Genomic DNA, 22,862 nt, shown 5'->3' on the forward strand with positions numbered 1-22,862 from the left:
GGCCCAAGATGACAGATGTCCGTGACCGTATCATCCAGATCATCGCAGATCAGGCGATGCTGGACCCTGCCGAGCTGAAGCCCGACATGTCGCCTCAGGATATCGGCATCGACAGCATGGGGCTGGTGGAATCGATCTTTGCCATTGAGGAAGAATTCGACATCTCGGTTCCATTCAATGCCAATGAGCCCGAGAGTTCGGATTTCGATGTCTCGACCCTGGGTTCGATCATCAACGCAGTCGAGAAGCTGGTCGCTGAAAAGGCATGAACGCCAAGAAAAGCAAGACTGAAAAGGACGCCAAATCAGAGCGTAAGACCGAAAAGGTCAAAGGAAAGATGAAGTCCGCGACCAGCCGGGCGCGGAATATGCTGGGGCGGGTGATCATGGGGCGGCATGCCAATGGCATGCACCGCGTGGCCATCACCGGCATGGGCACGATCAATGCGTTGGGACGCGACGTGCCCTCAACCTTCGAAGCCATGCGCGAGGGACGCTGCGGCATCGGCCCGCTGGATTTCCGCGATGTGGACCGGCTGGCGGTACGGATCGGCGGGCAGGTCCGCGACTGGGATGCCGAAGCCTATTTCAACCGCCAGCAGATCGTCCTTTATGACAAGTTCACGCAGTTCACGCTGCTGGCTGCCCGCGAGGCGGTCGAACAATCCGGGCTGACCTTTGACGGCGAATTGGGCCTGCGTTCCGGCGTCATCCTTGGCACGGCGGCAGGTGGCATGAACACCTGGGACGAAAATTACCGGACCGTCTACGAAGAGGGCAAGAACCGGGTCCATCCCTTTGTCGTCCCGAAACTGATGAACAACGCCGCAGCCTCGCATCTGAGCATGGAATACGGGCTGATGGGCCCCAGCTTTACCGTAGCCACGGCCTGCGCCAGTTCCAACCACGCAATGGGCATGGCCTTCAACATGGTCCGTTCCGGCGCGGCTACGGCGATGCTGACCGGCGGCTCCGAGGCGATGCTGTGCTTCGGTGGCGTCAAGGCATGGGAGGGGTTGCGCGTGATGTCGAAGGACGCCTGCCGGCCGTTCTCGGCCACCCGCAACGGCATGGTTCAGGGCGAGGGCGCAGGCGTCTTTGTCTTTGAGGACTGGGAACATGCGGTGGCGCGCGGGGCCGATATTCTGGCCGAGGTCGTGGGCTTTTCCATGTCCGCGGATGCGCAGGACATCGTCATGCCCTCGGCCATCGGGGCCGAACGCGCGATCACCGGGGCCATGCTGGATGCGCAGCTTCGCCCCGAGGAAATCGGCTATATCAACGCGCATGGCACCGGCACAGCCGCCAATGACAAGACCGAGTGCGCCGCGGTGGCCCATGCCTTTGGACCTCATGCCGACCGGCTGATGATGTCCTCGACCAAGTCCATGCACGGCCATCTGATCGGCGGCACCGGTGCGGTCGAACTGCTGGCCTGCATCATGGCGCTGCGCGACGGGATCATCGCGCCGACCATCGGTTATGAAGAACCCGACCCCGAATGTGCGCTGGACGTCGTCCCGAATTTCGCACGCGAGGCGCGGGTCGAGGCGGTCCTGTCGAACGCCTTCGCCTTTGGCGGGCTGAACGCCGTCATCGCATTGCGCCGGGTCTGATCCCGGCGCTTGCCACGGCCCGCGCGAACTGTATGACTGTGCCGGATTTTTCGGCAGGTCAGGGCAGGGGCATGGGCAATCAGGCGGCGGTGATGGACAGGACGAGCGGGCGGGAGTTCTGGCTGGGGCTGGGCTGGATGGCACTAAGCATGTCGTCCTTCATCGCCATGTCCGTCGGCTCGCGAGAGCTGGCGCAAACGCTGTCGATTCGGCAGGTGCTGTTCTTTCGTGCGCTGGTCGGGCTGTTCGTCATTGCACCGTTCCTGCCGCGGCTTTGGCCCGAACTGCGGCAAATGCGAAGCCTGAAGCTGCATTTCCTGCGCAATTTCGTCCATTTTACCGCTCAGTATTTCTGGACGATCGGCGTGGTGCTGTTGCCCTTGGCCTCAGTCTTTGCGTTGGAGTTCACCGCGCCGATCTGGGTCGCGTTCTTTGCCTGGGGCATTCTGGGCGAAAAGCTGACCCGTGCCCGCATTTTGGCGAATATCGGCGGCTTCATCGGCGTTCTGGTGATCGTCCGTCCGGGATTCGAGGTCATCGATCCGGCGGCGGGTCTCGTGCTGTTGGCGGCTGTGGGCTATGGGCTGTCGCTGGTGCTGGTCAAGCGCCTGACGCGGGATTGCTCGCCTGCCGCCATCGTGGTCTGGATGATTCTGATCCAGTTGCCGCTGGGCCTGGCGGCGGCGCTGACCGACTGGCGGCCGGTCCATATGACCGACATCCCGTGGATGCTGGTCGCCGGGGCAGGGGCGCTGAGCGCGCATTTCTGCATGGCGCAGGCACTGCGGCGGCTGGAGGCCTCGATCATCATGCCCGTCGACTTCCTGCGCGTGCCGCTGGCCGCGATCGCAGGCTATCTGCTGTATCATGAGCGGGTCGATCTGTTCGTGTTTCTGGGCGCTGCGATCATCCTTGGCTCGAATTTTCAGGCAATGCGAGCCGAGCGTCGGGCCTGAGCGCCCGAAGGTCTTTTCACCCCCGCACCTTTGTCCTATCTGCGGTGGAAATCCCAAGGAAGGCACCCATGGCCAAGATCACCTATATCGAGCACAACGGCACCGTCCATGAAATCGACGTCAAGCCCGGCATGACCGTCATGGAGGGCGCGCGCGACAATGGCGTGCCCGGCATCGACGCGGATTGCGGCGGGGCCTGCGCCTGTTCGACCTGCCACGTCTATATCGCCCCGGAATGGGTCGAGCGCCTGCCGGCGAAAGACCCGATGGAGGAGGACATGCTGGACTTCGCCTATCAGCCCGACCCGGCCCGCTCGCGCCTGACCTGCCAGATCAAGGTGACAGAGGACCTGGACGGCTTGGTCGTCAACCTGCCCGAACGCCAGATATAAACCGCATTATACGCGCAGTTTGCGGATTCAAGCTGCCTGCGCCGTACCGGTGACCAACAGATTGTCGATGAGATAGCCAAACATCTCATCGGCGATCTGGACCACGGGCCGCGGGTCATCGCTTAACCATGGTTCGCTTTTGCGGTTCAAAAGCAGGACATTCGCGCCCTTCACCACGCACAGGATCACCAGCAGAATCGGTGCCAGATCGGCCTCGTGCCGGATCAGGCCCAGATCGCGCATCTCGCGCAGCTTGCGTTCGAACAGGTCGCGCATCGACATGGTGAAACGGTAAAGCGTGCTGCCCTCGGCCATGGGCCGGTTCAGCCCGTCGACAATCACGCGAAACAGGGCAGGATTGAGACTGGCCCAGATGGCATAGCTGCGCGCCAGACTGCGCAACTGAGCATCCGGCTTGACCGATCCCGAATGCACCACGCCCTGACGCAGCGAGTCATTCAGCAGGGCAATGCCCTGATAGATCAGTCCTTCGCGCAGATTTTGCAAAGAGCCGAAGATCCCGCTGACATCTTCCAGCGGAACCTCGGCCAACTCGGCCAGTTCGGCCAAGGTGGCGGGCATCGACCCGGTCGCCTCTAGGCGGGCCAGAGCTGCCTCGATCAGGGTCTGATAAAGATTGCCTTCGCCCGGCATGTATCCACCCCCGAAAACCGTCAGGCGGATTCTATACCACAGCCCCGCCAAGGCGGAGCTGTGTTTCTGGTCAGGTGAAGATCAGCCTTCGGCGCGGGCCTGACGCTTGCGCTCATGCGGGTCGAGGTAGCGTTTGCGCAGGCGGATGTTCTTGGGCGTCACTTCGACCAGCTCATCATCGTCGATATAGGCGATGGCTTCTTCCAGCGACATGCGCACCGGCGGCGTCAGGCGAACGGCCTCGTCCGTACCCGAGGCGCGGACGTTGGTCAGTTTCTTGCCCTTCAGCGGGTTAACTTCCAGATCGTTGTCGCGCGAATGCTCGCCAATGATCATGCCCTGATACAGCTGCTCTTGCGCGCCGATGAACATCTTGCCGCGCTCTTCAAGGTTCCACAGCGCATAGGCGACGGAAACGCCGTCCTCCATCGAGATCAGGACGCCCTGACGACGGCCCTGAATCGGACCCTTGTAGGGGGCCCAGCTGTGGAAGATGCGGTTCAGCACGCCGTTGCCGCGCGTGTCGGTCATGAACTCGCCCTGATAGCCGATCAGGCCGCGCGACGGGACATGCGCGACGATGCGGGTCTTGCCGACGCCTGCAGGCTTCATCTCGACCAGATCGCCCTTGCGGGTCCCGGTCAGCTTGTCGATGACAGCGCCGGTATATTCGTCGTCAACGTCGATGATGGCTTCTTCGATCGGCTCGTGACGAACGCCGTCAATGTCCTGGAAGATCACGCGCGGACGCGAGATCGACAGCTCGAAACCTTCGCGGCGCATGTTCTCGATCAGCACGCCCATCTGAAGTTCGCCACGGCCCGAGACGACGAAGGCATCGCCGCCGGGGGTGTCTTCGACCTTGATCGCGACGTTGGTTTCGGCCTCTTTCATCAGGCGCTCGCGGATGACGCGCGACTGCACCTTGTTGCCATCGCGGCCAGCCAGCGGGCTGTCGTTGATACCAAAGGTGACGCTGATGGTCGGCGGATCGATCGGCTGGGCGGGCAGGGCGGTTTCGATCTCAAGCGCGGTCAGCGTGTCGGCAACAGTGGCTTTCGACATGCCGGCGATGCTGACGATGTCGCCGGCAACGGCTTCGTCGATCGGCGCTTGCGTCAGGCCGCGGAAGGCCAGAACTTTCGAGATGCGGAACTGCTCGATCCGCTCACCATCGCGCGACAGCGCCTTGATGGTGTCGCCGGCTTTCGCGCGGCCAGCTTCGACGCGACCGGTCAGGATGCGGCCGATGAACGGGTCCGAACCCAGCGTGGTGGCCAGCATCTGGAAGGGCTCGTCCTGACGGGCGACCTGCTTGGGGGCCTCAACGTGACGCAGAACCATGTCGAACAGGGCCGACATGTCCTTGCGATCGCCTTCCAGGGTCTCGTCGGCCCAGCCGCCGATGCCCGAGGCGTAAAGATGCGGGAAATCAAGCTGCTCGTCATTCGCGCCAAGGTTCGCGAACAGGTCAAAGACCTGATCCAGCGCCTGATCGGGCTCGGCTGCCGGCTTGTCGACCTTGTTCAGCACGACGATCGGCTTCAGGCCAAGCGCCAGTGCTTTCGAGGTCACGAATTTCGTCTGCGGCATCGGGCCTTCGGCCGCGTCGACCAGCAGGCAGACGCCGTCGACCATCGACAGGATGCGCTCAACCTCGCCGCCGAAATCGGCGTGGCCGGGGGTGTCGACGATATTGATGCGGGTGCCTTTCCATTCCACCGAGGTGGCTTTGGCAAGGATGGTGATGCCGCGTTCACGCTCGATGTCGTTGCTGTCCATCGCGCGTTCCGCGACGGCTTGGTTTTCGCGGAAAGAGCCCGACTGTTTCAACAGCTGGTCGACCAGGGTCGTCTTGCCGTGGTCAACGTGGGCGATAATCGCAATATTGCGGATGTCCATGAGAGCTGGCCTTTGGAATGAAGTTGCGGCCCCCGTAACGCAAGGGGGGCCGAAACGCCAGTCTCAATCGCGCCGAAGCGCGTGGATCAACGCCCGCGTGTGGCGATGGAATCGATCAACGGGCGGATGCCCGACAGATCATAGCCCGCCCGTGCCGCGGTTTCGAGCAGTTCCGCAGTCGGCTCATCACCGGCGCGGCTAAGCGCCCAAAGCACCGTCGAACGGTTGCCCGAACGGCAATAGGCGATCTTGCGGCCGGGCAGGGCCAGTGCCTCGGCCTGGGCCTCGACCATATCCGGGGTGATCTGGCCGGGAATGAAGGGAATCGCGCGATATTCCATGCCCGCAGCCTCGGCGGCTAGGCGCATCGCCTCGCCATCCTCATCGGGACCGACCTCGGCATCGGGGCGGTTGTTGATCACGACGCGGAAACCCTCGGCGGCAAGCGCGGGCAGGTCTTCGGGCCGGATTTGCGGCGAGACCGAAAGTTCGGGGGTAAGCGGGCGCAGGTCCATTCGGGGCTCCTTGGGTTCCGTCGGGTGCGTTATTCTGCCCGACGGATCGTTTTCTTTGGCCGCTCTGTCAAGAGAGGCGGCGATCACGCGCGGGCGATCTCGGCATGGTCCTCGATCAGGCCGGGAAGTTCGGCAAAATCGTCGAAGCGCGCGGTGTGATACATCTCGGAAGGGTCAGATTTGCGATAGCCGCGCGTGAACAGCAGGAACGGCACGGCAGTATTCTGTGCGCATTCCGCGTCGAACTCGCTGTCGCCGACGTAAAGGCCTAGAGGTTTCGCCGGATCGGCGCCAAGCGCGGCAAAGGCGGCGCGCAGCGGTGCGGGATTGGGCTTGCGCTGCGGCAGTGAATCCCCGCCGATCACGGCACTGAACAGGCCGGTCAGACCGAAATGTTCCAGCAGCGCACGGGTCGGGCGCAGCGGCTTGTTGGTGCAGACGCCCAAGGGATGCCCGCGATCGGCCAGCGTGCCAAGCACCTCGGCGACGTTCGGGTAAAGCCGGGTCAGCGCCGTCGCATCGTGGTAGCGGGTCATGAAGGATGCGACCAGATCGCGATGCGCCTCGGGCGCAAGGCCGGTGGCGGCGATGACGCGTTTCCAAAGCAGGTCGACGCCGCCGCCGATGAAGCCGCGCACCTGATCCAGCGTCAGCGGCGCCACATGGTTCAGGCGCAGAACCGCGTTCACAGTGGCATGGATGTCAGGCGCGCTGTCGATCAGCGTGCCATCAAGGTCGAAGACCACGGGGCAAGGCGCAAGGCAAACATTCATTCAGGATCTCCACTTGATCGAGCAGCCCATGGACGCGATCTGCTCGCGCGGACCTTGCCCGGTTTCTGCGATTTGCACCATGGCCTCGAACAACTCGCGTCGGGCATCGGATTCGGCGGCGGTCCGACGCGAACTGTCGAAGCGGCCGCGATATTGCAGCTGCAGCTGCGCGTTGTAGCCAAAGAAGTCCGGCGTGCATTGCGCGTCATAGGCGCGCGCCACGTCCTGGCTTTGGTCGTACAGATAGGGAAAGGTGAAGCCGTGCTTCCGGGCCTCGATCGCCATATGCTCGGGGCTGTCCTGGGGATATTCGGTCACGTCATTGGCCGAGATCGCGACGACACCAATTCCCAGCTTCTGCAGTTCCGCCGCGTCACGGGCGATGCGGTCGATGATCGCCTGAACGTAGGGGCAATGGTTGCAGATGAACATGACCAGCGTACCGCGTGTTCCGGCGATCTGCGACAGGCTGAACGGATGGCCGTCAGGATCGGGCAGAAGGAAATCCGGCGCAGGGGCGCCAAAATCGCAGACGGGTGGAGTAACGGCCATCAATTTTCCTTTCGCAGCGATCCGGTGACTTGTGAAAACAAGTCAGAAACTTCCGTGACTTAGTCGTAAGATCAAGACGAAAACGCGGGAAATTTCGGATTGTGGCAGATATGAAATAACCAGAATTTAACATAATACTGATTATTGTTGTTTTCGATTGGTCGATTTCCGGGGTGGATTTCACCCCTTTTTGCTGAGAATCCGCCCCATTTCCTCCTTGGCTCGCGCATATCGTCCGGAACGTGTTGAGAACAAGCTTTATGTCATGGAAGCGCCAATCTGGACGATTTTCCGGGCAATCTACAACTTTTGCAGGATTTGCGACTTTCCGCCGCCCTGGGCGCATCTTGCGGGCCGCAAAGGCTTCCCCTACATCTTCATCATCATTTGAAAGGACCAACCATGGCGATGGAAGCCCAGGACATCGAAGCGCTGATCCGTGCAGCCTTCCCTCAGGCACGCATTTCGATCACCGACCTTGCCGGTGACGGAAATCACTATGCTGCCGAGGTGATCGACGAGAGCTTCCGTGGCCTGAACCGCGTCCAGCAGCAGCGTGCCGTCTATGCCGCGCTTCAAGGCAAGATGGACGGCCCGCAAGGCGAACTGCATGCGCTGGCCCTGACGACCAAGGCCCCCGAGTAAGACCGCGCGATTGCGCTGCGGCCCTCCGCAGTCGGCGCATGAGGAAAAAGGAAGACCCAGATGACGGACATTCGTCAGAAGATCCAGGACACCATCGAGGGCACCGATGTCGTGCTGTTCATGAAGGGCTCGAAGGAAATGCCGCAATGCGGTTTCTCCAGCCGGGTTGCTGGCGTCCTGAACTACATGAATGTGGAATACCGCGACGTTGACGTGCTGAAGGATGCGGACATCCGTCAGGGCATCAAGGACTTCTCTGACTGGCCGACGATCCCGCAACTGTACATCAAGGGCGAATTCGTCGGTGGCTGCGACATCATCACCGAGATGACCCTCTCGGGCGAGCTGGACCAGCTGTTCGACAAGGCCGGCGTCGCCTATGACAAGGACGCGGCGAACAAGATCCGCGAAGCCAACGCCTGATCGCGTCAGGTTTTATCAAGAAAGCCCCGTAAATTACGGGGCTTTCTTTATTTTCAGGCTTCGTCCTGATCGTGCCTGCCGCGCAATCGCGAGGCCAGTGTGATCCCTACCGCCAGAACGCCAAGGATGGGCGCGACGGTGGCGCTTCGTGACGGACCGGCATCTGGATCCGAAGCAAAGCCAAAGCGTCGCGCCGCCTGGTCGCCCAGATTGCGGGCTGCGCCATAGACCCGTGCCTCGGCCTGATCCGCCGCCAGATTGGCGCGGTAGCCCAGATTGTCGGCGACCGCATGGACCTTGTTCTCGGCCAGATCCATGACTTCGCCGGCTTTCAGCTTGGCGCGGTCCAGTGCGGCGTCCGCAGCATCGGAAACCTTGGTGACGGCAGTGTTGGCCATCAGGTTCAGCTGCTGCTCGACCTCGATCTTCAGTTCATCCGTGCTGGGAACCGGGTGCCGTTCGACCCGTGCCACGGATAGAACGATCAGGCCCAGAACCGTCAGCACCCCACCGATCGCCAGCGAGGCAGCCATCGGACCCCAGCCCAGATGATGGGCCAACCAAGTCCACAAAGCGGCCAGCAGGAACCCTGCCCCGATCGTCAGGACAACCCCTGCCCCGACCGCCAGCCCCGCGCGGCGCATCTTGTCCGAGGCAGCAAGCTGCATGTTCCTGGCAAAGACGAACATGACGGGTCCTTAGCGGCGCGCGACGATCAGGCCAAGCAGGAAGCCGACACCGACAGCGATGCCAAGCGCCTGCCCCGGATTACGGCGGACCATCACGGTCAGATCGTCGTAATAGTCCTCGGCATAGGCTGCGGCGTCACCGGCGCGGCGCTCGCCTTCGCGATAGATGCGACGGGCTTCGTCGCGTGCATGTTCGGCATATTCCGAACCCTTGCTGCGCGCGCCTTCATAGTATTCGCCGCCACGCTTGCGCGCGCTGTCAACGAATTCGGCCCCTTTCTCAAGGGCCGAACCCAGCAGTTCGGATCCACGTGCTTTTGCGGTTTCGGCAGCATCTGCGGCGTCATCCGCCGCACGGCGAGCCTCACGGCCGATATCCTCGGCGGCGCGGCGGGGTTCGGCCTTCAGGTCGTTCGTCGGGTCATGATTCGGCATCGGTCTGTCCTTTCGAAGTGAACTTCCTGTTCACGAACCCAACGTCCACAGAAGGCGATCGTTCCCGTCCCTGCCCTGCCCTACAGCACCGCGTCGAAGCCGGGACGCAATCGATCCAGCGTGCCCTCGACATCCTTGAGCTTGTCCAGACCGAACAACCCAATGCGGAAACTGCGAAAATTCTCACCCTCGCCCACCTGCAGGGGCACGCCCGCGGCGATCTGGTAGCCCTCGGCAAGAAACCGCTTGCCGTTCTGGATCTCGGGCTCGTCGGTGTAGCAGACGACGACGCCCGGCGCGGCAAAACCATCCGCCGCGACCGAACGCAGGCCCCGGTTGGCCAGCTCGGCCCGGACGGCATTCCCCAGCCGCCATTGCGCGTCGCGGGCGGCGTCAAAGCCCAGATCGCGGGTTTCCTCCATGGCGTCGCGCAGGCCCAGAATGGCATCGGTCGGCATGGTGGCATGATAGGCATGCCCGCCATCCTCATAGGCCTTCATGATCGCGCGCCACTTTTTCAGGTCTAGCACGAAGCTGTTCGACGTGGTCTGCTCAAGCCGCTCGACCGCGCGCTGGGACAGCATCACCATCCCCGCCGAGGGCGAGGCCGACCAACCCTTTTGCGGGGCCGAGATCAGCACATCCACCCCCGTGGCCTGCATATCGACCCAGATTGCACCCGAGGCGATGCAGTCCAACACCATCAACGCGCCCACATCATGCGCGGCATCCGCAATGGCCTTGATATAATCGTCAGGCAGGATCATCCCGGCGGCTGTTTCGACATGCGGGGCGAAAACCGCGTCGGGGCGCGTTTCACGGATGCGGGACACGACATCCTCGACCGGTGCGGGGGCGAAGGGCGGTTCCGCCTCATTGCCCAAGGTACGCGCCATCATCACCGTGGTTTCGCGCGCAAAGCCGCCCGTCTCGAAGATCTGGCTCCAGCGGAAACTGAAGAAGCCGTTCCGGACGATCAGCGCATGGGCGTCGCGTCCGAACTGTCGGGCAACAGCCTCCATCGCGCAGGTGCCGCCGCCGGGGACCAGCGCCACGGCCTCGGCCTTGTAGACTTCGCGCAGGGTGGCCGAGACATCGCGCATGACATGCTGATATTTCTGCGACATGTGGTTCAGCGAGCGGTCGGTGAAGACGACCGAGAACTCCTGCAGGCCATCGGGATCGACATCGGGGCGCAGTCCGGCCATGGGGTTTTCCTTTCCTCCTAAGGATTTGCCGCAAAGCCTAGCCTGCCCTTTCGCGCATCGCCAGCCCCACCGGACCGATCCCAAACCAAGGAAGGGGGACTTGTCCGGGCCGTGCCGCCCGACTACCTTTGAGTCGCACAATCAACAGGCCAATCATGCGCATCGGCATCCTGAAATGCGGTCAGTCGCCCGAACTTCTTCGCGGCGAACTGGGCGATTACGACTCCATGTTCGAAAAACTGCTCGCCGGACGCGGTTTCGAATTTTCCAGTTACCATGTCGAGAACATGGAATTCCCCACCAGTGTCCACGACGCCGAGGGCTGGCTGCTGACCGGCTCGCGTCACGGTGCCTATGAAGATCACGACTTCATTCCCCCGCTGCAGGAATTCATCCGCAAGGCCTATGCCGATCACGTGCCGCTGGTCGGCATCTGCTTTGGCCACCAGATCATCGCTCAGGCCATGGGCGGCAAGGTGGTGAAATATCCGGGCGGCTGGTCGGTCGGCGCGCAGGATTACGATTTCGGTGACGAAAAGATCACCCTGAACGCCTGGCATCAGGATCAGGTCGTCGAACGTCCCGAAGCTGCCCGGATCGCGGCCTCAAGCGAGTTTTGCGAAAATGCCGCGCTGGTCTATGACGACCGCGCCTTCACCGTGCAGGCGCACCCCGAGTTCCGCGATGAATTCGTCGAAGGCCTGATCGAGACCCGCGCCAAGGGCGTCGTCCCCGATACGCTTCTGGATGCCGCCCGCGCCCGCATGGGATCGTCGCTGCAATCGGCCAGCATTGCCGACCGGATTGAGATTTTCTTTAAGGCGCCCCGCGCCGCGTTGCGCAAACAAGGTGCCGCATGAAACCCCATTGGATCGAAGACGCCCCGCAGGCCGCGCAGGACTATGTCGAAGGCCGCCGTCTGGACGAGATCGAATGCATTGTCGCCGACATTGCGGGTGTGGCGCGGGGCAAGGCCATGCCTGCCTCGAAATTCGCGCATCAGGAACGGTTCTACCTACCGAACTCGATCTTTTTGCAGACGATCACCGGTGACTGGGCCGACAACCCTTCGGGGGCCTTCACCGAACCGGACATGATCCTGACGCCGGATTTCTCGACCGCCACCGCCGCGCCTTGGACCGCGGATGTGACGCTGCAGGTCATCCATGACGTGTCGAACCAGCAGGGCGAACCCGTCCCCACCGCGCCACGGAACGTGCTGAAGCGCGTGCTCGATCTCTACCGCCAGAAAGGCTGGAAGCCGATCGTCGCGCCGGAAATGGAGTTCTTCCTTGTCGCGCGGAATATCGACCCCAACCAGCCGATCATTCCGCCGATGGGCCGCTCCGGCCGCCGCGCCGCCGCGAAACAGGCCTATTCGATGTCTGCGGTGGACGAATACGGCAAGGTCATCGACGACATCTATGACTTCGCCGAAGCACAGGGTTTCGAGATTGACGGCATCCTTCAGGAAGGCGGCGCCGGTCAGGTCGAGATCAACCTGAACCACGGCGACCCGGTGCATCTGGCCGACCAGATTTTCTACTTCAAACGCCTGATCCGCGAGGCCGCCCTGCGCCACGACTGCTTCGCCACCTTCATGGCCAAACCCATCGAGGATGAGCCCGGCAGCGCCATGCATATCCACCATTCGGTGGTCAGCCTTGAAACCGGGCGCAACATTTTCTCGGACGACAAGGGACACGAGACCCCGGCCTTCATGCATTTCATCGCGGGGATGCAGAAACACCTGCCGGCCGCGGTGGCGTTGCTGGCGCCCTATGTCAACAGCTATCGCCGCTATGTTCCTGATTTTGCAGCACCAATCAACCTTGAATGGGGTCGCGACAACCGGACCACAGGCCTGCGCGTGCCAATTTCGGGACCCGAGGCGCGGCGGATCGAGAACCGGTTGGCCGGGATGGATTGCAACCCCTATCTGGGCCTCGCCGCCAGCCTCGCCTGCGGCTATCTGGGCCTGCTGGAGCAGGAAAATCCGCGCGCTGAATGCTTGGGCGACGCCTATGTCTCTCAGGATGAGGATCTGCCCTACAACCTGGGCGATGCGCTGGATCTGATGGACGAAGACCAAGCCATGCGCGATGTGCTGGGCAGCGAGTTCATCGATGTTTACCAGGCCGTGAAGCGCAACGAATACAAAGAGTTCCTGCAAGTCATCAGCCCGTGGGAACGCGAACATCTCCTGCTAAACGTATGAACTTACTGCATTCAAACGACCGGCTGGGGGAATATCCCCCCAGCCTTTACGCCGCGACGCGTGACCAGCTTGCGCCCTTTCCGCCGCTCAAGGGCGAGGTGCAGGCAGATGTCGTGGTCATCGGCGCTGGCTATACGGGCCTGTCGGCTGCACTGCATCTGGCCGAGACCGGGCGGCGGGTCATTGTACTGGAGGCCCATCGTGTCGGCTTTGGGGCCTCGGGGCGCAATGGCGGGCAGCTTGGTTCGGGCCAGCGGCTCGAGGTCGATGATCTTGAGAAAATGGCCGGTCGAGAAGCCGCCCGCCGACTATGGGATCTGGCCGAAGAAGCCAAACGCCTGACCCGCGATCTGGCTGCGCGCGCGGGCGTTTCCGTCGTGGATGGGGTCGCTCATGCCTTCCGCAAACCCGACGAATTCAGCCATGCCAAAGCCATGTCCGAGAAGCTGGCTCGCGACTACGATTATACGCAGGTCGAGCCGCTGGACCGCGACGCCTTTCGCGCCATCCTGCCCTCGGAGGCCTATGTCGCTGGCGAACTCGACCACGGCGCGGGGCATCTGCATCCCTTGAACCTAAGCTTGGGCATGGCCCGTCTGGCGACGGCCGCCGGAGCGACGATCCTTGAGCTTTCCGAGGTTACCTCGATCCAGCACGGCAAAACCGCGGGTCAGAAGACAACGGTGACCACGGCGGGCGGGCGCGTGACCTGCGATCAGCTGATCCTTGCCGCCAATGGTTATCTGGGCAATCTTGAACCCAAGGTCGCGGCCCGCGTCATGCCGATCAACAACTTCATCGTCGCGACCGAGCCTTTGGGCGCGCGTCGTGCCGAGGTGCTGACCCGCGACATTGCCGTCCATGACACGAAATTCGTGGTGAACTACTGGCGGCTTGATCCCGAGGGTCGCCTGATCTTTGGCGGCGGCGAGAATGTCAGTTACAGCTTCCCCTCAGATATTGCCGCCAAGGTGCGGAAACCACTTCTGGAAATTTATCCTAGCCTTGCGGATTTGAAGTTCACCCATGCCTGGGGCGGCACGCTGGCGATCACCATGAACCGGATGCCGTGCTTTATCCGGCCTGCGCCGAACTGCCTGTCGGCCAGCGGCTATTCCGGGCATGGCCTCGCGATTGCGACCTTGGCGGGCAAGTTGATGGCGCAGGCGGTTCAGGGCCAATCCGAGGGTTTCGACACCATGGCCGCCCTGCCCTCACCGGCATTTCCCGGCGGCGCGATGCTGCGCTGGCCGATGCTGGTCGCCGGCATGTCGTGGTATTCGCTGCGCGATCGGCTGGGAATCTAAGGGGCGGATCTAGTCCAGATTGGCCGACGGGTCGCGGATGCGCGCGACCTGCGCCACGTCCTGCTCGGCCTCAAGCGCGGTCAGCAGGGCGTGCAGATGCTCGCTGTCGCGCAACTCGACCTCGATCCGCAAGCGGTAGAAATCCGGCTTGCGGTCAAGGAATTCCAGATCCGAGATATTCGCCCCCTGCCCGCCGATCAGCGTACAGATCCGGCCCAACACGCCCGCATCATGGCGAATGGTCAGCGACAGAAGCGTCGAATAGGCCGGAGGATGCTGCCCCTCGCGCCAATGCAGGTCGACCCAGCGATCCGGGCTTTCCTCATATTCGGCCAGAACCGGGCAATCGATGGCATGGATGACCACGCCCTTGCCGCGATAGGTGATGCCGACGATCCGTTCACCCGGCAGCGGATTACAGCACGGCGCGCGCGTGAATTCCTGATCGGCCTCAAGCCCGGCGACGGCGCGCTTGGCGTCGATCTCGCTGCGCTTGGCCGCAAGTTCGGGATATAGTGCGGACAAGACCTCATGGGCCGAGATTTCGGCGGAACCGATCCGGGCCAGAAGTTCATCCGTATCCTGCAAGGCCATGGTCCGCGCGGCGGTGCGCAGCGCCTTATCCGTCACGCGGCGGCCGACATGTTCGAATGCCACGCGGATCAGTTCGGACCCCAGCCGGATGAAGCGCGAGCGATCCTCTTGCCGCAGACTGCGGCGGATCGCGGCCTTCGCGCGACCGGTCACGACAATATCCAGCCATGTCGGCTGTGGGCGCTGACCGGAAGCGGCGATGATCTCGACCGATTGGCCGTTCTTCAACCGCGTCCAAAGCGGCACGCGGATACCGTCCACCTTGGCACCAACGCAGCTGTTCCCCAGCCGGGTATGGATCGCATAGGCGAAATCGATCGGCGTCGCGCCTTTGGGCAGCGGGATCACGTCACCCTTGGGCGAGAAGCAAAAGACCTGATCCGAATACATCTCAAGCTTCACATGCTCGAGGAATTCGTCGTGGTCTTCCTCGCCGAAGCGTTCGGTCAGGCTGGCAATCCATTCGCCCGGATCGACGGCAAAGGGGTTCTCGGTTCGCGCGCCGTCGCGATAGGCCCAATGCGCGGCCACGCCCGATTCAGCAACCTCATGCATCTGGCGGGTGCGAATCTGCACTTCGACCCGCTTGCCGTCACGCCCAGAAACCGTGGTGTGGATCGAGCGATAGCCGTTGGCCTTGGGCTGGCTGATATAATCCTTGAACCGGCCCGGCACAGCACGCCAGCGGTGATGGATCACGCCCAGGGTGCGGTAGCAGTCGGCCTCGCTTCGGGTGATGATGCGAAAACCATAGATGTCGGACAGGCGCGAGAAGCTCAGCTGCTTTTCCTGCATCTTGCGCCAGATGCTGAACGGGCGCTTGGCGCGGCCATAGACATCGGCCTCGATCCCTTCCCGCTCAAGCTCGGCACGGATATCGGCGGTGATCTTGGGGATCACATCGCCGGAATCGCGCTGCAGGCTGACGAAGCGGCGGATGATCGAATTGCGCGCCTCGGGATTGATGACCTTGAAGGCCAGATCCTCGAGTTCCTCGCGCATCCATTGCATACCCATGCGACCGGCCAGCGGCGCATAGATGTCCATGGTCTCACGCGCCTTCTGCGACTGCTTCTCGGGGCGCATGGACTTGATCGTGCGCATGTTATGCACACGGTCGGCCAGCTTCACCAAGATTACGCGAAGATCGCGCGACATCGCCATGAAAAGCTTGCGAAAATTCTCGGCCTGCTTGGAGTGCGTGCCGGAAAGCTGCAGGTTGGTCAGCTTGGTCACGCCATCGACCAGATCGGCAATCTCGCGCCCGAACATCTGCGCCACCTCGGCCCAGGTCGAGCGGGTGTCTTCGATCGTGTCGTGCAGAAGTGCGGTGACGATGGTCGCGTCGTCCAGCCGCATCTCGGTCAGGATGGCGGCGACGGCGATGGGATGAGTGAAATAGGGTTCGCCGGAATGGCGGAACTGACCCTCGTGCATCCGGCGGCCATATTCATAGGCGTCGCGGATCAGATCCGAGTTGGTCTTGGGGTTATAGTTGCGAACAAGCGCGATGAGGTCTTCGACGTCGATCATTTCAGCCGAAGACCCCGCGATTCATTAGCCTCAGCCGCGGCCCTGCGCTTCCAGCATCATGCGAAGCATGCGCTCTTCCGACTCTTCGTCGGCGGGCTTGGGACGGTCGATTTCAGCGCCAAGCAGCAGCGCCATTGCGTCCTCTTCGGGCTCATCGACCTCGATCTGGGTCTGGGTCGCCTCGATCATGCGCTCGCGCAGATCATCAACCGGCTGAGTCTCGTCTGCGATTTCGCGCAGGGCGACGACGGGGTTCTTGTCGTTGTCGCGGTCGATGGTCAGCTGGCTGCCGGACGCGATCTCGCGGGCGCGATGCGCGGCGAGCATAACAAGATCAAAACGGTTCGGAACCTTGTCGACGCAATCTTCGACTGTCACGCGGGCCATCGGTCACCTTTGGCTTGGAATCGGGGTGCAGGGCGGAGCAGGATATTTGGCGCTCCGCCGCGGAAATGTCAAGCAGTTACGGGCCGTATACCCATGAGTGCATCCGCTGGCAAGGCCTCCAGCATCTGGGCCACGCTGCGCCCCAGTCGGGGATGGCGCCAGCCCGGTGCAACCTCGGCCAAGGGGACCAACACGAAACCGCGATCCTGCATCCGGGGATGGGGCAGGATCAGAGTTTCGGGGGCGATCTCGGGCTGCCTTTCGGGCGGCAGATCGCGCCAGGCGTCCTGGGTCGCCGCATCGGGCAGGACCAGATCGTCACAGGCGATCAGATCCAGATCCAGACCGCGGGCCTGCCAACGCGGCCCTTGCCTTTCGCGACCAAATCTGGCTTCGATATCATGCAGCTGCGCCAAAATTTCGGCCGGCGGCAACTCTGTGATCAAGGCAATTGCGGCATTCACATAGTCGGGACCGCTTCCGGGCGGAAAGGCTGGCGTCTGCCAGAATCGACTGACGGCCTGCACCCTGGTGCCGGGAAGTGACGACAGATGCCGCAGCGCGGCACGAAGCGTGTCCTCGGGTGCACCTGCCAAACTATGCAGGTTCCCGCCGATAGCCACGAGGGCTAGCTTGATTGAAGGTAAAGAATTCTGAGTCATATCGAGGTTAATCGTGTTTTACAAAGACGACCGGCTAGCTTTGTTCATTGATGGATCGAACCTCTACGCCGCTGCAAAGTCGCTGGGTTTCGACATCGATTACAAACTTCTCCGACAGGAATTTGAGCGGCGTGGCAAGCTCATTCGCGCATATTACTACACTGCGCTTCTGGAAAACGAGGATTACTCGCCCATCCGTCCGCTGGTCGACTGGCTGCATTACAATGGCTTCTCGATGGTGACGAAACCGGCGCGGGAATACACCGACGCGCTTGGCCGCCGTAAGGTCAAGGGCAACATGGATGTCGAGCTGGTGGTCAACGCGATGGAACTGGCCCCACGCCTTGATCATGCTGTGCTGTTTTCCGGCGACGGCGATTTCAAGCCGCTGGTCGAATCGCTGCAGCGTCAGGGCGTCCGGGTGTCGGTCGTGTCGACCATGCGCAGCCAGCCGCCGATGATCGCCGACGAACTGCGCCGTCAGGCCGACAATTTCATTGAGCTTGACGCGCTGCGCGAGGTTATCGGTCGTCCGCCGCGCGAACCGCAAGCCGCCACCCCCAGCGCCGAGACCTGAGCCGATTGGACAAGCCGCGGTCGCGATCCTAGAAGGGGGCGGATGCGTTCCATTATAGGATCGCGCCGTGACTCCAATGAGGGACGTATGGGTCTGACCCCGATCTTCAATCCCGGCTTTCAACCGAAATCCGACCTTGCCGTCATCGTGGCCTGCGATGCCAATTACCTGCCCTATGCGGCGGTGCCTGCGCTTGGCATGGCACTGGCCGGTCATGGCCATGACGTGCTGATCGGCGGCCCCGAGCCGGTCGAGATGCCCTCGGCCCTGCTGGATGCCGGGATTGGTCATGTCGCCGCGCGGGACGATGCCCTGCTGGATGCGCTGCCGCTGGATGCGCGGCGGTCGCTGGCCACCTACATGGAACTGTTTCTGGGCAATGCGCTGCGTGGCCATTACCGGCGCATCCTCGTGATTGATGCGGATATTCTTTATGAGCGTGGCGACCCTGCCCGGCTGCTGTCAGCCGACATGCTCGGCCACGCGGTAGCGGCCGTCCGCGACAATCGGCAATGGCGCACCCCCACGCGCAAGGTGCTGGAATTCAGGAAACTCGGCGAGGCGGCCCATCCCTATTTCAACGCGGGCGTGGTGATGATCGACACCGAGGCCTTTGCCGCGCAGGACCTGCCCAAACGTGCCGAGGATTTCGCCCGCCGCCATCTGGCCGGTCTGGGGCGGGATCAGGCGCTGATGAACGGCATCCTCAAGGGCGATTGGGCCGAGATCAGCCCGCTTTGGAACTGGCAATTCACCTCGGCCTCGGCGCATCTGACGGCGATGGCGGACCCCTGCCTGATCCATTTCATCGGCACGCGCAAACCTTGGCTGGATCGGTCGCAAGGCATTGTGCCCATGCGCATGCGCGAGGCCTTTGGTCAGGTTCTCAGCCGCCATTTTCCCGATGCCCCGCAGGTCTCCGAGGCCACCCGTCGCCATTGGCCGGGGGCCGATACGCTGCGCTCGGCCCTGTTCCGGCAATGGAAGGCGGCGGGTCCGATGATCCGCTACCTGAACCGTTTTCCCGACCTTTACACGATGGTCGATCCGCGCGCCTAGCGCTCGGTCAACTTCAGCTCGATCCGGCGGTTCGCGGCCAGCGACGCCGGATCGGTTCCCGAACTGACCGGACGGGTATCGGCAAAACCCGCCGGCAGCAGACGGCCCGCCGGGAAGCCAAGCTGATCGACCATGTAGCGCACGACCGACAAGGCGCGGGCCTGGCTGAGTTCCCAGTTGTCGCGATAGCGCCCCTGCCCCGACAACGGCTGGCTGTCGGTATGGCCGTCGACACGAATGATCCAGTCGATCTCGCTGGGGATTTCACCCGAGATCTGCTTCAACTGTTCGGTCACGCGGGCGACCTGTGTTTCACCCTCGGGTGACAGCGTCGCCTCGCCCGCCGGAAACAGCACTTCCGATGAAAAGACAAAGCGGTCGCCAACGACACGGACACCCTCGCGCCCGGCCAGAATTTGCGACAGGCGGCCAAAGAACTCCGAGCGGTAGCGGGCAAGATCCTTGGCCTCGGCCTCGGCCTTGCTGCGCGCTTCTTCCTCAAGGCCGCGACGCTTGCGTTCCTCTTCGGCGGCGCGGACCAGAGCAACGTTCAGCTGCTTGCCCAGATCCTCGACCTTCAGATCAATCTCGCGCTTGTCGTCGCTGGCCACTTGCAGCACCGATTGCAGGCTGCCCAACTGGTCGTTCAACTGCGCGACCTGCTGGTTCAGCAGCGCCACGCGGCGCTGATCCTCGGTCGAAAGCGCCTCTTGCGTTGACAACTTCTGCTGCGCCAAAGCCAACAAACCGGCCTGCTTTTCAGCCTCGCTGGTTTGCGTGCCCAGCTTGTCGCCCAATTCCTTTTTTGCGGCATCGGCAGCCGCAAGCAGGGTCAGGGTTTCTTCGGCCTTCTTGCGGGCCTCATCCAGTGCCAGCGTCGTCGCGGTCAATTCGGTATCGGACTTGTCCAGCCGTTCCTGCAGTGCCTTGGCTGCTGCGGCATCGACCAGCCGGGCGGCCTCCGCATCTGACAGCTTTTTCTGCGTGTCGCCCAGCACCGCCGTGGTGTCGGCATCCTTGCGACGCAGATCGGTCAACAGCGCCTCAAGCGCTTCACGGCGGGCGGCGGCAAGACGCGCGGCCTCGGTCTGGGCGTCGATTTCGGTGCGGGCCTGTGCAACCGCGGCTTCTGAGGCGCGCAACCTTGTCCGTTCCGAGACGAGATCGCGGTCCAGCGTTTCCGCCCGATCCTCGGTGCTGGACAGCGCCGTGCTCAGCGCGGCCACCCGATCGCCCAGTTGCTGCAATTCGCTGTCCTGCGAGGTGATGCGTTGGCGCAGCACCGATTGCAGCACCATGAAGATGGTCAGCGCAAAGATCAGCACCAGCAGCAGCGTCGACATGGCGTCAACGAAACCCGGCCAGATATTGGCCGAGAACCGCTCGCTTCCCCTGCGGCTAAGCCCCATCACGCCCCTCCAGCCCGCGGATGGCGCGGGTCAGGGCGGCCATATCCTCGCGCAATTCGGCGATCAGCCCATCGCGGCCGCTGGCGGTTTCCTCAAGCAGCCGCCCCAGTTGCACGTCGATCGAGCGCAGGCGCATCCGCGCTTCGGGGTCATCCTGCGGAGCAGGCTTGGTTTCCGCCAGTTCGATCATCCGCGCCTGTCCGTCCGCAAGCCGGTTCAGGGCGCGCATCAGGTTGGCATTCTGGGCGGGATCGGTTTCCGCAACCTGCGCCGGGGCCTGTGCCATCAATGCTAGGCGATGCTGCCCTTCGGTAATCCGCGCCAAGGCCTGCGAGAATTCGTCAGGCAACTGCATGACCGGGTTTTGCCGCGCCAATGAGACCATCTCATCCTGCCCTTCGGTCAGGCGCGACAGGCTGCGTTCCAGCGCGGCGCTCATATCGACCAACCGAGAGCCGACCGTCATCGAACTGGTCGAGGCATCGACCAGCCGTTGCTGCTGGTCGGACAGCCGCTCAAGGATTTCGCTTAGCCGCCAATGGCTTTCGGTCTGGGCCTGACGTTCCGCGCCCAGTTCGGTTGCCAGCGCGTCGCGGTCCGATCCGATCAGCGCCGTCAGCTTTTCCACCCCGCCCGCCAGCGTCAGTGAGCGCGCGTCGGCGGCGGTTGCCTCTTGGTCGCGAAGTTCGTCGCGGGTGACGTAGAAATCCTGCAGATCGGCCAATTGGGTCTGCACACCCACCATGAACTCGGCCAGATGCGCGTCATTCAGGCCGCCCTCGCTGCCCGAAAAACCGATGCGGGTAAAGCTGGACAGCCACTCTTCAAGCTCACGATAGAAACGGTTCTGGCCATGGCTGGCGAACAGTTCCAGCAGGCCAACGACCAGCGACCCGGCCAGACCCAGAAGCGAGCTGGAAAAGGCCGTGGCCATGCCGCCAAGCTGCGTTTCCAGCCCATGCATCAGCTTGTCGAAGACCTCGACCCCCGAATCGCCCTGCTCGGGTGCAAGGGTGCGGATCGTGTCGACAATCGCGGGAACGGTGGTGGCCAAGCCGTAGAACGTCCCCAAAAGGCCAAGGAAGATCAGCAGGTTGCCCAGATAGCGCGTGATGTCCCGCGCCTCATCGATACGGGTCGCCACCGATTCCAGGATCGAGCGCGAGGATTCCGTGGTGATCGACGTCCCCACCGGCCCGCGCGATCCCAGCAGTTGCGCCAAGGGGGCCAGCAGACGCGGCGCGGAATGGGCCGGGGCCTGATCATGTGCGGCATAGCCCAGCTTGCCCGCGGCAAAGCGCTCGATCCAGCTGACCGAGTTGATCAGCTGCGCCACCTGCCAGAAGCAGGTCAGCACGCCGAAGGCGAAAACGAACAGGATCGTGCCGTTCAGCAGCGGGTTCGCGGCAAAGATCGGAAGGATGTTGCCATAGGCGAACCAGCCGCCGATACCGACCAGCGCCAGCACGATCAGCATCAGCACGACCTGTCGCACCGGCTGCGAGAAATGCGGCTCGGCCGCCTGCTGCCCGTCGCGGCGCTGGCGTGTCGCCGTCAGGCGCGCCGCCCGTCCCCCGCGCGCGGGATTGTTGTCACCATCCAGCGGAATTTCCGCGCCAGTTTCGTCACTCTCGGCCTGGGACAAGTCCGCGCCCTCATTATGTCTTTGGGGCAGAGTGTAAAGTCAGTGCGCCGCGATGCAAGCACCAAGGAAACATTTGCGGGCAAAGACTTAATCAGGTTTCGCCGCTTTGCACTGCCGATGCGCAATCATGTCGCGAACGAGTCGCGCCAGTGCATCCATATCGATGTCCTCGACCCCCATTTCGGCCAGATGCGAGGCGGTGTTGAAAAGGTAATCGGAATTGGGACCGCGCCCGCCATGTGCATGGGCAATGATCCGCGCCTGCTCATCCAGCGCAAGGCCGCCCGCATATTGGTCATGATCGCGCCGGATGACATATCCGATCGCCTCGACCCGACGCCCATCGGACAGCAACAGCGGCAGGGCGCGTTCCTCATAGGCATTGGTGGTCAGCTCGCGCTCACGCAGGCCGGCCAAGGTCTCGGGCCAGTCGCGCTCATCGACCCGCAGCGCCAATCCAAGGCACGATGCATCGTGTTCTTCGTCCAGACCCAGCACCAGCCCCGGTGCGTCCACCGTGCCGCGATAAACGACCGAGCGCAGGCAAAAGGTGCGGCGAAACCCCTCAAGGCGCGCGCCGAGCGATTCCGCCACCGGAAAACCGGGGTCCCACATCAGCGAGCCATAGGCAAAGACCCAATGATCGCGTCGTCCCATCAACCACTTCCCAGCGCACTTCCGCTTTCGTCAGACTTAGGACAGGATGGACCCG

25 protein-coding genes are annotated in these 22,862 nt (G+C 62.7%); 11 read left to right on the forward strand and 14 right to left on the reverse strand.

Annotation, left to right across the window (positions count from 1 at the left end; translation table 11 throughout):
* The first annotated feature begins 8 nt into the window (after window positions 1–8).
* The 4 genes from IB235_RS15360 to IB235_RS15375 all read left to right on the forward strand — a co-directional run bounded on the left by IB235_RS15360 (window position 9) and on the right by IB235_RS15375 (window position 2,963).
* Window positions 9–269, forward strand: a complete 261-nt coding sequence (locus IB235_RS15360) for an acyl carrier protein (RefSeq protein ID WP_155041459.1) — start codon at window positions 9–11, stop codon at window positions 267–269.
* A gap of 137 nt (window positions 270–406) precedes the next feature.
* The gene (locus tag IB235_RS15365) at window positions 407–1,615 is read left to right on the forward strand and encodes a beta-ketoacyl synthase (protein ID WP_155041477.1); all 1,209 of its coding nucleotides are present in this window, start codon (window positions 407–409) and stop codon (window positions 1,613–1,615) included.
* A 92-nt stretch (window positions 1,616–1,707) separates the two neighbouring features.
* Window positions 1,708–2,571, forward strand: coding sequence for a DMT family transporter (locus IB235_RS15370; RefSeq protein WP_225612363.1), 864 nt, complete (start codon window positions 1,708–1,710; stop codon window positions 2,569–2,571).
* Between the two features lie 68 nt (window positions 2,572–2,639).
* On the forward strand, window positions 2,640–2,963 hold the full coding sequence (locus tag IB235_RS15375; protein ID WP_155041458.1) for a 2Fe-2S iron-sulfur cluster-binding protein: 324 nt from the start codon (window positions 2,640–2,642) through the stop codon (window positions 2,961–2,963).
* Window positions 2,964–2,990: 27 nt separating this feature from the next.
* Here IB235_RS15375 and IB235_RS15380 read toward each other — a convergent pair whose 3' ends face one another.
* From IB235_RS15380 to IB235_RS15400, 5 genes are all read right to left on the reverse strand, one after another.
* The gene (locus IB235_RS15380; protein WP_192337430.1) at window positions 2,991–3,617 is read right to left on the reverse strand and encodes a TetR/AcrR family transcriptional regulator; all 627 of its coding nucleotides are present in this window, start codon (window positions 3,615–3,617) and stop codon (window positions 2,991–2,993) included.
* A gap of 81 nt (window positions 3,618–3,698) precedes the next feature.
* Entirely contained in the window at window positions 3,699–5,519 is a 1,821-nt protein-coding gene (gene typA, locus IB235_RS15385; protein ID WP_155041456.1) for a translational GTPase TypA, read from the reverse strand.
* Window positions 5,520–5,605: 86 nt separating this feature from the next.
* On the reverse strand, window positions 5,606–6,034 hold the full coding sequence (locus IB235_RS15390) for a TIGR01244 family sulfur transferase (RefSeq protein ID WP_192337431.1): 429 nt from the start codon (window positions 6,032–6,034) through the stop codon (window positions 5,606–5,608).
* Between the two features lie 83 nt (window positions 6,035–6,117).
* A complete protein-coding gene (gene gph / locus IB235_RS15395) occupies window positions 6,118–6,807 on the reverse strand; it encodes a phosphoglycolate phosphatase (RefSeq protein WP_192337432.1) in 690 nt (229 codons plus the stop codon).
* The gene (locus tag IB235_RS15400; protein WP_192337433.1) at window positions 6,808–7,359 is read right to left on the reverse strand and encodes a thioredoxin family protein; all 552 of its coding nucleotides are present in this window, start codon (window positions 7,357–7,359) and stop codon (window positions 6,808–6,810) included. It lies immediately after the preceding gene.
* 402 nt (window positions 7,360–7,761) lie between these two features.
* On the opposite strand from IB235_RS15400, the gene IB235_RS15405 reads away from it, so the two are divergent.
* Together IB235_RS15405 and grxD are read left to right on the forward strand one after the other, a co-directional pair.
* The gene (locus IB235_RS15405) at window positions 7,762–8,004 is read left to right on the forward strand and encodes a BolA/IbaG family iron-sulfur metabolism protein (protein WP_155041452.1); all 243 of its coding nucleotides are present in this window, start codon (window positions 7,762–7,764) and stop codon (window positions 8,002–8,004) included.
* A 60-nt stretch (window positions 8,005–8,064) separates the two neighbouring features.
* The gene (gene grxD / locus IB235_RS15410; protein WP_192337434.1) at window positions 8,065–8,427 is read left to right on the forward strand and encodes a Grx4 family monothiol glutaredoxin; all 363 of its coding nucleotides are present in this window, start codon (window positions 8,065–8,067) and stop codon (window positions 8,425–8,427) included.
* A gap of 53 nt (window positions 8,428–8,480) precedes the next feature.
* On the opposite strand, the gene IB235_RS15415 is transcribed toward grxD, so the two are convergent.
* From IB235_RS15415 to IB235_RS15425, 3 genes are all read right to left on the reverse strand, one after another.
* Complete coding sequence (locus tag IB235_RS15415) at window positions 8,481–9,116, reverse strand: phage holin family protein (protein WP_155041450.1); 636 nt, start codon at window positions 9,114–9,116, stop codon at window positions 8,481–8,483.
* Window positions 9,117–9,125: 9 nt separating this feature from the next.
* Entirely contained in the window at window positions 9,126–9,551 is a 426-nt protein-coding gene (locus tag IB235_RS15420; protein WP_192337435.1) for a YqjD family protein, read from the reverse strand.
* 80 nt (window positions 9,552–9,631) lie between these two features.
* The gene (locus tag IB235_RS15425) at window positions 9,632–10,759 is read right to left on the reverse strand and encodes an aminotransferase class V-fold PLP-dependent enzyme (protein ID WP_192337436.1); all 1,128 of its coding nucleotides are present in this window, start codon (window positions 10,757–10,759) and stop codon (window positions 9,632–9,634) included.
* Between the two features lie 155 nt (window positions 10,760–10,914).
* Between IB235_RS15425 and IB235_RS15430 the strand changes: the two genes are divergently transcribed.
* The 3 genes from IB235_RS15430 to IB235_RS15440 are packed head-to-tail and all read left to right on the forward strand — an operon-like array spanning window position 10,915 to window position 14,284.
* On the forward strand, window positions 10,915–11,619 hold the full coding sequence (locus IB235_RS15430; RefSeq protein WP_192337437.1) for a type 1 glutamine amidotransferase: 705 nt from the start codon (window positions 10,915–10,917) through the stop codon (window positions 11,617–11,619).
* Entirely contained in the window at window positions 11,616–12,977 is a 1,362-nt protein-coding gene (locus IB235_RS15435) for a glutamine synthetase family protein (RefSeq protein ID WP_192337438.1), read from the forward strand. Before IB235_RS15430 ends, IB235_RS15435 begins: the two co-directional genes overlap by 4 nt.
* Window positions 12,974–14,284 carry an FAD-binding oxidoreductase gene (locus tag IB235_RS15440; RefSeq protein WP_192337439.1) on the forward strand — a complete coding sequence of 437 codons (1,311 nt, stop codon included), beginning with the start codon at window positions 12,974–12,976 and terminating at the stop codon, window positions 14,282–14,284. The genes IB235_RS15435 and IB235_RS15440 overlap by 4 nt, the downstream gene beginning before the upstream one ends.
* 9 nt (window positions 14,285–14,293) lie before the next feature.
* Here IB235_RS15440 and IB235_RS15445 read toward each other — a convergent pair whose 3' ends face one another.
* The 3 genes from IB235_RS15445 to folK all read right to left on the reverse strand — a co-directional run bounded on the left by IB235_RS15445 (window position 14,294) and on the right by folK (window position 17,460).
* Window positions 14,294–16,411 (reverse strand): bifunctional (p)ppGpp synthetase/guanosine-3',5'-bis(diphosphate) 3'-pyrophosphohydrolase, encoded by a 2,118-nt coding sequence (locus IB235_RS15445; protein ID WP_155041444.1) that lies wholly within the window; start codon window positions 16,409–16,411, stop codon window positions 14,294–14,296.
* 30 nt (window positions 16,412–16,441) lie between these two features.
* On the reverse strand, window positions 16,442–16,798 hold the full coding sequence (rpoZ, locus tag IB235_RS15450; protein WP_155041443.1) for a DNA-directed RNA polymerase subunit omega: 357 nt from the start codon (window positions 16,796–16,798) through the stop codon (window positions 16,442–16,444).
* Window positions 16,799–16,866: 68 nt separating this feature from the next.
* Window positions 16,867–17,460, reverse strand: a complete 594-nt coding sequence (gene folK, locus IB235_RS15455) for a 2-amino-4-hydroxy-6-hydroxymethyldihydropteridine diphosphokinase (protein WP_192337440.1) — start codon at window positions 17,458–17,460, stop codon at window positions 16,867–16,869.
* 13 nt (window positions 17,461–17,473) lie between these two features.
* Here folK and IB235_RS15460 point away from each other — a divergent pair, with 13 nt between their 5' ends.
* Both IB235_RS15460 and IB235_RS15465 read left to right on the forward strand, forming a co-directional pair.
* Window positions 17,474–18,037 (forward strand): NYN domain-containing protein, encoded by a 564-nt coding sequence (locus tag IB235_RS15460; RefSeq protein WP_192337441.1) that lies wholly within the window; start codon window positions 17,474–17,476, stop codon window positions 18,035–18,037.
* A gap of 87 nt (window positions 18,038–18,124) precedes the next feature.
* Entirely contained in the window at window positions 18,125–19,096 is a 972-nt protein-coding gene (locus tag IB235_RS15465; protein ID WP_192337442.1) for a glycosyltransferase, read from the forward strand.
* On the opposite strand, the gene IB235_RS15470 is transcribed toward IB235_RS15465, so the two are convergent.
* The 3 genes from IB235_RS15470 to IB235_RS15480 form a co-directional block, all read right to left on the reverse strand.
* On the reverse strand, window positions 19,093–20,505 hold the full coding sequence (locus IB235_RS15470) for a peptidoglycan -binding protein (protein WP_192337443.1): 1,413 nt from the start codon (window positions 20,503–20,505) through the stop codon (window positions 19,093–19,095). The two genes, IB235_RS15465 and IB235_RS15470, sit on opposite strands and share 4 nt — an antisense overlap.
* Window positions 20,495–22,150, reverse strand: a complete 1,656-nt coding sequence (locus IB235_RS15475) for a hypothetical protein (RefSeq protein ID WP_370576906.1) — start codon at window positions 22,148–22,150, stop codon at window positions 20,495–20,497. Before IB235_RS15475 ends, IB235_RS15470 begins: the two co-directional genes overlap by 11 nt.
* Before the next feature lie 87 nt (window positions 22,151–22,237).
* Entirely contained in the window at window positions 22,238–22,807 is a 570-nt protein-coding gene (locus IB235_RS15480) for a gamma-glutamylcyclotransferase (protein WP_192337444.1), read from the reverse strand.
* Window positions 22,808–22,862 lie beyond the last annotated feature (55 nt).

Origin of the sequence: Paracoccus sp. PAR01 (assembly GCF_014851995.1) — a bacterium.
Classification (GTDB): domain Bacteria; phylum Pseudomonadota; class Alphaproteobacteria; order Rhodobacterales; family Rhodobacteraceae; genus Paracoccus; species Paracoccus litorisediminis.

Excerpts from the sequence above, each read along its gene's own strand:
- IB235_RS15360 (WP_155041459.1), top strand. The coding sequence starts at position 9 with ATGACAGATGTCCGTGACCGTATCATCCAGATCATCGCAGATCAGGCG.
- IB235_RS15365 (WP_155041477.1), top strand. The coding sequence starts at position 407 with ATGCACCGCGTGGCCATCACCGGCATGGGCACGATCAATGCGTTGGGA.
- IB235_RS15370 (WP_225612363.1), top strand. The coding sequence starts at position 1,708 with ATGGACAGGACGAGCGGGCGGGAGTTCTGGCTGGGGCTGGGCTGGATG.
- IB235_RS15375 (WP_155041458.1), top strand. The coding sequence starts at position 2,640 with ATGGCCAAGATCACCTATATCGAGCACAACGGCACCGTCCATGAAATC.
- IB235_RS15380 (WP_192337430.1), bottom strand. The coding sequence starts at position 3,617 with ATGCCGGGCGAAGGCAATCTTTATCAGACCCTGATCGAGGCAGCTCTG.
- typA (WP_155041456.1), bottom strand. The coding sequence starts at position 5,519 with ATGGACATCCGCAATATTGCGATTATCGCCCACGTTGACCACGGCAAG.
- IB235_RS15390 (WP_192337431.1), bottom strand. The coding sequence starts at position 6,034 with ATGGACCTGCGCCCGCTTACCCCCGAACTTTCGGTCTCGCCGCAAATC.
- gph (WP_192337432.1), bottom strand. The coding sequence starts at position 6,807 with ATGAATGTTTGCCTTGCGCCTTGCCCCGTGGTCTTCGACCTTGATGGC.
- IB235_RS15400 (WP_192337433.1), bottom strand. The coding sequence starts at position 7,359 with ATGGCCGTTACTCCACCCGTCTGCGATTTTGGCGCCCCTGCGCCGGAT.
- IB235_RS15405 (WP_155041452.1), top strand. The coding sequence starts at position 7,762 with ATGGCGATGGAAGCCCAGGACATCGAAGCGCTGATCCGTGCAGCCTTC.
- grxD (WP_192337434.1), top strand. The coding sequence starts at position 8,065 with ATGACGGACATTCGTCAGAAGATCCAGGACACCATCGAGGGCACCGAT.
- IB235_RS15415 (WP_155041450.1), bottom strand. The coding sequence starts at position 9,116 with ATGTTCGTCTTTGCCAGGAACATGCAGCTTGCTGCCTCGGACAAGATG.
- IB235_RS15420 (WP_192337435.1), bottom strand. The coding sequence starts at position 9,551 with ATGCCGAATCATGACCCGACGAACGACCTGAAGGCCGAACCCCGCCGC.
- IB235_RS15425 (WP_192337436.1), bottom strand. The coding sequence starts at position 10,759 with ATGGCCGGACTGCGCCCCGATGTCGATCCCGATGGCCTGCAGGAGTTC.
- IB235_RS15430 (WP_192337437.1), top strand. The coding sequence starts at position 10,915 with ATGCGCATCGGCATCCTGAAATGCGGTCAGTCGCCCGAACTTCTTCGC.
- IB235_RS15435 (WP_192337438.1), top strand. The coding sequence starts at position 11,616 with ATGAAACCCCATTGGATCGAAGACGCCCCGCAGGCCGCGCAGGACTAT.
- IB235_RS15440 (WP_192337439.1), top strand. The coding sequence starts at position 12,974 with ATGAACTTACTGCATTCAAACGACCGGCTGGGGGAATATCCCCCCAGC.
- IB235_RS15445 (WP_155041444.1), bottom strand. The coding sequence starts at position 16,411 with ATGATCGACGTCGAAGACCTCATCGCGCTTGTTCGCAACTATAACCCC.
- rpoZ (WP_155041443.1), bottom strand. The coding sequence starts at position 16,798 with ATGGCCCGCGTGACAGTCGAAGATTGCGTCGACAAGGTTCCGAACCGT.
- folK (WP_192337440.1), bottom strand. The coding sequence starts at position 17,460 with ATGACTCAGAATTCTTTACCTTCAATCAAGCTAGCCCTCGTGGCTATC.
- IB235_RS15465 (WP_192337442.1), top strand. The coding sequence starts at position 18,125 with ATGGGTCTGACCCCGATCTTCAATCCCGGCTTTCAACCGAAATCCGAC.
- IB235_RS15470 (WP_192337443.1), bottom strand. The coding sequence starts at position 20,505 with ATGGGGCTTAGCCGCAGGGGAAGCGAGCGGTTCTCGGCCAATATCTGG.
- IB235_RS15480 (WP_192337444.1), bottom strand. The coding sequence starts at position 22,807 with ATGGGACGACGCGATCATTGGGTCTTTGCCTATGGCTCGCTGATGTGG.